Source organism: Myxococcus vastator (assembly GCF_010894475.1).
GTDB lineage: Bacteria > Myxococcota > Myxococcia > Myxococcales > Myxococcaceae > Myxococcus > Myxococcus vastator.
The window spans coordinates 1-6,988 of record NZ_JAAIYB010000436.1 but is presented as its reverse complement, the minus strand read 5'-3'; the positions used below and the strand labels follow the sequence as shown (position 1 = coordinate 6,988).

General features: G+C 72.9%; 6 protein-coding genes and 1 pseudogene. 5 read left to right on the top strand and 2 right to left on the bottom strand.

The window, feature by feature from the left end:
• Together G4D87_RS30635 and G4D87_RS30630 are read left to right on the top strand one after the other, a co-directional pair.
• Nucleotides 1-207: pseudogene (locus G4D87_RS30635) on the top strand (hypothetical protein); the annotation flags it as partial.
• Between the two features lie 110 nt (nucleotides 208-317).
• Nucleotides 318-2,933 carry an O-antigen ligase family protein gene (locus G4D87_RS30630; RefSeq protein WP_163786242.1) on the top strand — a complete coding sequence of 872 codons (2,616 nt, stop codon included), beginning with the start codon at nucleotides 318-320 and terminating at the stop codon, nucleotides 2,931-2,933.
• A gap of 21 nt (nucleotides 2,934-2,954) precedes the next feature.
• Here G4D87_RS30630 and G4D87_RS30625 read toward each other — a convergent pair whose 3' ends face one another.
• Together G4D87_RS30625 and astB are read right to left on the bottom strand one after the other, a co-directional pair.
• On the bottom strand, nucleotides 2,955-3,491 hold the full coding sequence (locus G4D87_RS30625; protein WP_205507777.1) for an aminoacyl-tRNA deacylase: 537 nt from the start codon (nucleotides 3,489-3,491) through the stop codon (nucleotides 2,955-2,957).
• Between the two features lie 138 nt (nucleotides 3,492-3,629).
• Nucleotides 3,630-4,952 carry an N-succinylarginine dihydrolase gene (gene astB, locus G4D87_RS30620; protein ID WP_163786241.1) on the bottom strand — a complete coding sequence of 441 codons (1,323 nt, stop codon included), beginning with the start codon at nucleotides 4,950-4,952 and terminating at the stop codon, nucleotides 3,630-3,632.
• Between the two features lie 17 nt (nucleotides 4,953-4,969).
• Here astB and G4D87_RS30615 point away from each other — a divergent pair, with 17 nt between their 5' ends.
• The 3 genes from G4D87_RS30615 to G4D87_RS30605 form a co-directional block, all read left to right on the top strand.
• Nucleotides 4,970-5,923 carry a lysophospholipid acyltransferase family protein gene (locus tag G4D87_RS30615; protein ID WP_163786240.1) on the top strand — a complete coding sequence of 318 codons (954 nt, stop codon included), beginning with the start codon at nucleotides 4,970-4,972 and terminating at the stop codon, nucleotides 5,921-5,923.
• 12 nt (nucleotides 5,924-5,935) lie between these two features.
• On the top strand, nucleotides 5,936-6,487 hold the full coding sequence (locus tag G4D87_RS30610; protein WP_163786239.1) for an LptA/OstA family protein: 552 nt from the start codon (nucleotides 5,936-5,938) through the stop codon (nucleotides 6,485-6,487).
• Nucleotides 6,484-6,988 (top strand): LptA/OstA family protein (locus tag G4D87_RS30605; protein WP_163786238.1); only part of this gene is annotated, 505 nt, incomplete at its 3' end. The genes G4D87_RS30610 and G4D87_RS30605, both read left to right, overlap by 4 nt.

Below are 6,988 nucleotides of genomic sequence, written 5' to 3'. Positions count from 1 at the left end.
GGGGTGGGGCTGCTCATCGCGGGCATCGTCACGGGCTCCAAGGAGGCGGGCCTCAACCGGGCCCTCCGCGAGGAGCGGGTCCGTGAGCGCATCCGACTGGAGGACGAGCTGCGGGACGTGAAGGCCCGGCGGGACGCGCGTGGCGCCATGCAGACGCGGCCCTGGACGCCGCGGCCTGGCATCCCGCTGGTCGCCTTTTCCTTTTAGTCTCGGGATGTCTGCTTTCGAGCACGTCCGGTCTCCTGGCGGCTCGTACTGGAGTCGGGGGGACGGGCGAGGCGCGTGGGTGCTGTGATACTCACCCGGCCCATCCACGCATGCCCCGCGCCTCCCGAAGTGCCTCCCGATTCACCCTGTTCGCCGAGGCGGCGCTGGTGGCGCTCGTCGTGGTGTGTCCGCTGGCGTTGGGCGGCGCCGCCGGGTGGCTGCTGGGGCCGCTGGTGCTGCTGTCCGGCGCGGCGGCGGTGCTGGCGGCGGTAGGGGCGAAGCGGCAGGGCCAGTCGCTGCGCGTTCCGCTGCTGGCCGTGCCCCTGGCCGCGGGGGCGGGCCTGTGTGCGGTGCAACTGGTGCCCCTGCCGGACGGCGTCCTTCGCCTGCTGAGCCCGGAGGCGGCCGCGCTGCGGGAGTTCGCGCTGGTGCCGCTGGGGCTGGAGCGGGCGCGGCCGGTGTCGCTGGACCCGTCCGCCACCTGGCGCGAGCTGGCGAAGCACCTGGCCTACCTGCTGGCCTTCCTCTCTGCGGTGCAGGTGAGTCGCTCGCGGGGCAGCCGGGAGCGGCTGCTGACGGCGGTGGTCTTCACCGGCGCGGGCCTCACGGTGGTGGGGCTGGGCCATGCGCTGCTGGGGGTGAAAGCCCTCTTCGGGCTGATGCCCTGGGTGCACGCGCGGCCCACGCTGGTGACGCCGTTCGGGAACCCGAACCACCTGGCGGGCTTCCTCGCGCTGGCGTCCACGCTGGGCGTGGGGCTGGCGCTGACGCGCGGAAGGCAGTCGCGGGCGTTGCCATACGCGGTGGCCGCGGGCGTGTCGGGGCTGGGCGTGGTGCTGTCGCTGTCGCGCGGGGGCATCGCCTTCTTCGCCTTCGGACAGGCGCTGCTGGCGCTGCTCCTGCTTCGCAAGCGGCACGCGTCCGGTGAAGGGGCGCCCCCGGTGTGGGCCCGGAGCGCCGCGGCGCTGCTGGGGTTGCTGGGCGTGCTGATGGTGGGCGCGTACACGGCGGCGGACGGTTTCTGGGCGGAGGCGCGCACCGCGGACAGCGTGGAGAAGCTGCGCCAGTCCAAGGTGGCGCTGTGGCCGATGCTGGCGGATTCCGCGCGGGCGTTTCCCCTGCTGGGCATGGGCCGCGGCGCCTTCGAGGCGGCGTTTCCGCGCTACCAGTCGGAGCCGAATCCCAACACCTTCACGCACCCGGAGAACGCGGTGTTGCAGGCCGCGGCGGAGCTGGGCGCGCTGGGGCTGGTGCTGCTGGGGGTGGCCGTCTGGGGCTTCTTGCGGCTGCTGCGCCGTGAGGGGCTGGAGACGGTGGACCTGGCGGCGCTCGCGGGCGTGGCGGCGCTGGCGCTGCATGACCTCTTCGACTTCAGCCTGGAGCTGCCCGCCTGCGCGGTGGCGGCGCTGGTGGCGCTGGGCGCGGTGGCGCGTCCCCGGGAGCGCGCCGTCGAGAAGGCGTGGTGCGCGCGCCCCTCGGCGGCGGTGCTGGGGACGGGGCTGGCGCTCACGGCGGTGGCGCTGGTGGCGCTGGTGCCCGGCCGCCATCGCCTGGGCGACGCGGAGGCGGAGCTGGTGCGGCTCGTCACCTCGGGGGCGTCTGCTCGGGACGTGCACACGCGGGGACTGGCGCTGGTGGACCGGCACCCCTCGGACTACCTGCTCTACCGGCTGGTGGCGTCAGCGCACGCTGCGCGAGGGCGTGAGGGGGCAGGGGAGGCGCTGGCCCTGGTCAACCGGGCGCTGTACCTGGCGCCGTTGGATGCCAGCTCCCACCGAGTGGCGGCGCGAGCGTTGTTGGCGTTGGGGCGAAGCTCGCAGGGCTTCCTGGAGTACCGGCTGGCGCACGAGGCCGGGGATGCCACCGTGCTGTTGGGCGAGGCCCTGCCCCAGGCGGAGACCCTGGCGGCGCTCAGGGTGCTGACGCCGCGGTCACCGGTGGCCGCGGTGCGGCTGCTGGATGCGCTGACCAACACGCCGGGGCGGTTGGCGCTGGCGCTGGAGTACTCGGGCTGGGCGCGGGAGCACTTCGCGGGGCAGCCGGAAGCCGCGGCGCTGTGGGCGCGCGAGGCCCGGCTGCGAATCCTTCGAGGGGACCTGGAGACGGCGGAGGCCGCGCGGGCGCAGGTGGAGCGCCTGGCGCCGGATGCGCTGGACACGCACCTGCTGCGCGCCGAAGTGCTTCGCGCGCAGGGGAAGCGGGAGGAGGCCCTGCAGGCGTTGGAGCGGCTGTTGGCGCGCTTCCCGGGCAACGTGGTGCTGTCCTTCCAGTTGGCCGCGCAGCAGCTGGAGGCGGGGCTGACACGACGGGCGAAGGACACGCTCAAGGCGCTGGCGCCCTTCATCACGGACTACGCCCAGCGCGCGCGGTTGCTGGCCATGGAAGCCGCGTGCCTGGAGCGCGAGGGGTTGCTCTCTCACGCATTGGAGCGGCGGCAGTCAGCGGCCCGGCTCGCGCCTGGGGCGGAGGCGTTCTTCGCGGTGGCGCGGACGCAGGAGGCGCTGCGGCGCTATGACGCGGCGGCGCGGTCGGTCCACGAGGGCATGCGGCACCTCCCCGCTGGCGCGCGGGCCCAGGCACGGGCCTGGGTGTCGCGGCTGGAAGGGGCGGAGCGCGCGCGCGTTGAGTCGCGGCGCAAGACGCTGTCGGACGACCCGCGCGCGGCGGAGCTGGAGTACCTGCTGCGTGGCCCGGATGTGGATGGCGAGGCTCGGGACGCGGATTAGGTGCCCGGGCCTCGCTCCGGTTCAGACGTGCGCGTGGGCCTCCTCGCGTGGACGGCTGGGCGCGTCGGCGTGGGTCGCGGCCTGGAACTGCTGCGCCTGCGCGATGAAAGAGGCCACCACGGGCCACTCCAGGGTGGCGAAGTCCTGGAAGCGCAGTTCAATCGTCTCTTCGTGGGAGCCCGCGCGGAAGAGCAGCCGGTCCGCCAGGCTGAGGGATTCATCAACGGCGACGGGCAGGCCGTAGAGCTCACCAAAGGGGGGCTCCGCGCCCACCTCGCAGTCGGGAAAGTGGCCAGAGAACTCCGGCTCGGTCGCGAGGCGGACGTGTCGGGCACCCAGCATGGCTCGGACCTGGTTCAGGTCGACGGTGCCCGCCGCGGGGACGACGACAATCCAAGGCTGCCGGTCCGCCATCACGATGACGGACTTGGCCACGCGCCAGCCGGAGACGTGGAGCGACTCGGCCACTTCCTGGGCGCTGACGGCACGCGGGTGCCAGTACCGCTCGAAACGCACCCCGTTGCGGCGCAGATAGTGCTGTATCGCTTCGGGAATCATGGGGAATCTCACCTCCTCTCGAAAGAAGGTGATGACCGCCAGCGCGTCCGGCCACGGGTGCCTGTCACACTCGGACTTGCAGCCGACCACGGGGGGCCTGGACGCCCGTTCGTAGGGCAGACGGGCGTCCGGCACATGTCAGCGCTGGAAGTCGTAGACGCTGCCCAGGTTGAGAATCCGGGTCAGCTCATCCAGCGCCGTCATCGTCTCCCGAGCCAGCTGCGGGTCCTGCAAGTCCTTGGGCCGCAGCACCTCGCGGTAGTGTCGCCGCACCCAGCCGGCCAGCGAGTCATGCAGCGTGGGCGTGTAGAAGACGTCCGCCTTGATGGCCCCGCGCTCCTCGTCCGTCAGCCACACCCGCTGGCGCAGGCAGGCCGGGCCGCCGCCGTTGTTCATCGACTGGCGCACGTCCAGGTAGTGCACGGCCTTCACCGGCGTGTCCTCGGCCACCACGCGCTCCAGGAACCGCCTCGCCGCGGGCGTCTCCCGGCTCTCCACCGGCGCCACAATCGCCATGGTGCCGTCCGGCAGCGTCAGCACCTGCGAGTTGAACGGGTACGCCTTCACCGCGTCCTTCGCCGGCAGCTCCGCCTTCGTGGCCACCACCGCGCGGAAGTCCTGGCCCAGCTTCTCGCGCAGCACCGCCAGGAGCCCCGCGGGGTCCACGAAGGCCAGCTCGTGCAGCATCAGGAACCGCTCGTTGCCCACCGCCAGGACGTCCGTGTGGAACGCCCCCGCGTCGATGCCCTCCGGGTGCTGCTGCGGGAAGAGCACCGACTTCGCGTCCAGCTGGTGCAGCCGCGCCAGCGCCTGGCTGGCCTCCAGCGTCTGCCGCGCGGGGAAGCGGCTGGGGCCCTGCACGTCCTGCCACGCGCTGCGGCCCCAGGCGAGCAGGTGGACGCCCGCGTGCCCGGGCGTGGCGAGCCGCGTGTGGTTGGCCGCGCCCTCGTCCGCGAAGTGACTGCTGCCCGGCAGCGGCGCGTGCACCGCGAAGTGCTTCTCGTTGGAGAAGATGGCGCGCAGCACCGAGTGCGTCGTCTCCGCCTCGATGGCCCGGTGGTACATCTGCGACAGGTTGGCCGGCGTCAGGTGCACCCGGCCGTCCGCCGTGTCCGCGCCAGGCGCCACCGTGGCCGCGTTGGCCGTCCACATGGAGGACGCGCTGGACGTCAGGCGCAGCAGGTGCTCGGCCTCGCGCGCGGCCCGGGTGATGACCTCCTCGTCCGAGCCCGTGAAGCCCAGCGCCCTCAGCGCGTGCAGGGAGGGGCGCGGCTGGGGCGGCAGCACCGCCTGTCCCACCCCCAGGGCGGATACGAAGCGCATCTTCTCCAGCCCCTGGAGGGCCGCGTCCCGGGGGTGGCTGGGCTCACCGACGTGGGTCTGCGACGCCAGGTTGCCGGGCGAGAGGCCGCCGTAATTGTGGGTGGGCCCAACGAGCCCGTCGAAGTTGTATTCGCGCATGGGATATTGAACGCCTCGTGGAGCGTCCACCCTTAGCAAAGCGCCTCAAGCGTTTCCTCCGCTACGTGCTCATCCGTGGCGTCTTGTTGCTCCTTCAACCTCTGCCCCTGGGCGTCGCCCGGAGCCTGGGCGCACGCCTGGGGGCCCTGGCCTACGCCCTGGCCGGAGGGGAGCGCCGCAAGGCCCTCAAGTCCCTCTGCGTGGCCTTCCCGGAGAAGTCGGACGCGGACCGGCAGGCCCTGGCCCGCGACGCCTTCCGTCACCTGGGCGCCGCCGCGCTGGAGGTGGCCTGCACCGGGGCCCTGGACGAGGCCCTGGAGCGCCTGGTCGCCTGGCCGGACGCCGACAGGCAGGTGCTGGAGATGGCCCTGGCCCGGGGGCGCGGCGTCGTCTTCGTGTCCGGGCACGTGGGGAACTGGGAGCTGCTCGCCCGCCGCGTGGCGCGCGCCGGCTACCCCAGCCAGAGCATCGCCAAGGAGACCACCGACCCCCGGCTGACGGAGCTGGTGGGCCAGTTCCGGGCTCGCGGTGGGGTGCGGAGCATCTGGCGCGGCCAGGAAGGCGCCGCCCGGGCCATGCTGCGCGCCCTGCGCAACGGCGAAATCCTCGGCATCCTCATCGACCAGGACACGAAGGTGCAGTCCCTCTTCGTGCCCTTCTTCGGGGAGCTGGCCGCCACCCCGCGCGCCGCCGCCGACCTGGCCCTCCGCACCGGCGCGGCGGTGGTGACGGGCTTCTGCCACCGCGAAGGGGCGGGGTACCGCCTGTCCATGGAGGAAGTCCCCGTGCCCCCGGACACGGACCGCGAGGCGGCCGCCCTGGCCCTCACCGCCGCTTTGTCCAGCCGAATCGAAGCCGCCATCCGGCGGACGCCGGAGCAGTGGGTGTGGATGCACCAGCGCTGGAAGACGCGTCCACCGGTGAGCGCGGACGTCCCACTTCCGGAGGCGGCGCCCGCATCCGCCGGGTGATAAGGAAGCCCTGTGTCTCGCCTGCTCGCCGCCAGCCTCGTCCTCCTGGTGTTCGCCCCTGGCTGCAAGCCGGGCCCCGGCGAGGGTGCGTCTGGCGGCCAGCCTCCCCCGGAGGTGGTGCTGCACGGCGCGCGCCTGGAGTCCTTCGAGGGCGACCGGCTCATCCGCTCCGGCACGGCCCGGCAGGTGTCCTACCAGCGCACCACCGGCGAGGTGTGGGCCACTGACGCCACGATTCGGATTCCGCCGGGGTCGCCTCCCCAGGGAGCGCCCCCCGGGACGGAGGGCGGCGTGGAGGTGAGCGCCCCGAATATGGAGGGGAGCCTCGCGTCCAAGCAGGTGGTGGCCTCGGGCGGTGTCATCATCCGCACCGGGAAGGGCATGGAGGCCCGCACTCCCCGGTTGACGTACGACGCCACCACGGAGCGGGCGCATGGAAACGAGGGCGTGACGGTGAAGGGACCTGACTACCGGCTGCGGGCGGACCGCTTCGAGCTGTTCTTCCCGGACGAGACGTTCAACTTCGCGGGCTCGGTGGAGTCCGTGCTGGGAGCGCCAGAGTGATTGAGTTCCTCGTGATGGCCTTCTTCGTCGCGCAGCCCGCGCCCGCGGTCGCCGCCACTCCCGCGCGGGGTACGCCTCCCGCCGCGCTGGGCGGCAAGGCGCTGACGGAGCCGGTCCAAATCAAGGGCGACAACGTCACCTTCCAGAAGTCCCAGGCCACCCTCACCGGCAACGTGAAGGTGAAGCACCGCACGCTGGACCTGGACTGTGACCGGATGACGGCCAACTACACCCCTCAGCGCGAAGTGACGCGCGTGGTGTGCACCGGCGGGGTGAAGGCCGTGGACGGCGACCGCATGGCCCGCGGCGAGCGCGCCGAGTACGACGTGCCCAGCGGCGTGTTGGTGGTGACGGGCTCGCCCGAGGCCCGCCAGGGCACCACGCACATGCGCGGGACGAAGGTCCGGCTGACGCTGGGCAACGAGCGGCTGGAGGTGGAGAACGCCGTCATCGTCTTCGAATCGCTGCCCGCCAACCCCACCCCCTGTCTCTTATNAACTT